Genomic DNA, 886 nt, shown 5'->3' on the forward strand with positions numbered 1-886 from the left:
TTTGCCAAAAACCAAGAGTAAAGTACGCTCTTATTCGTGATTTTAGGAATCATTATAGTGTTCGTTTTCTTTGCCAAGTTTTAAAGGCATCTCCAACTGGTTTTTATGCATGGCATAATAAATCACTCAGCAAAGCCTCCCAAAGGAGGCTAGACTTTGAAAAGAAGATATTATCAACCTTTGCTGAGTTTGAGGCTAAATACGGCTCTAGAAGAGTTAGGAATGAGCTTGTAAAGCTAGGATATCCTTGTTCAACTAATTATGTAGCAAAGATCATGAAGGCTCGAGGTATTAGAGCCCATAACGGAAAAGGCTTCCGTTATGGACGACGAGTTGAATCAACTCGTAATGTGGTAGGCAACATTTTAGACCGGCGCTTTACCGCTGAAAGCCCCAACGAACGTTGGACAACAGATATTACGTACATTTGGGTTAATGATAAATTTATGTACCTGGCCGTTGTTATGGACTTATTTTCAAGGAAAATAATTGGGTGGTCATTAGACGACTCAATGACTGAGGTTCTTATTTCAGATGCATTAAAAATGGCCTTCCGTCGAAGAAAGATTAAACAAGGTTTAATCATTCATTCAGATCGAGGAGTTCAATACCGTTCTAACAATTATCAAGAACTTATAAATGATAATGGTTGCGTCCAAAGTATGAGTCGAACAGGAAACTGCTGGGATAATGCAGCAATGGAATCCTTTTTCAGTCGACTAAAAGTCGAACTGATTTACCCAAAGAATTATCAAACAGTTACCGATGTTCAAACTGGCATATTTGAATATATTGAGATCTTCTATAATCGTAAGCGCAGTCACTCAACATTAAACAACTTGAGTCCATTTGAATTTGAAAGTAAATTTGTAAAATAAAGTGTTCG

General features: G+C 37.2%; 1 protein-coding gene. It reads left to right on the plus strand.

Features of this window, described 5'->3' with window-relative positions:
* The coding region (locus tag AACV33_RS03830) for an IS3 family transposase (protein WP_182700742.1) at positions 1 to 878 on the plus strand (878 nt) is incomplete at its 5' end.
* Positions 879 to 886 lie beyond the last annotated feature (8 nt).

It is taken from the genome of Aliivibrio sp. SR45-2 (assembly GCF_963890165.1).
Classification (GTDB): Bacteria; Pseudomonadota; Gammaproteobacteria; order Enterobacterales; family Vibrionaceae; genus Aliivibrio; species Aliivibrio salmonicida.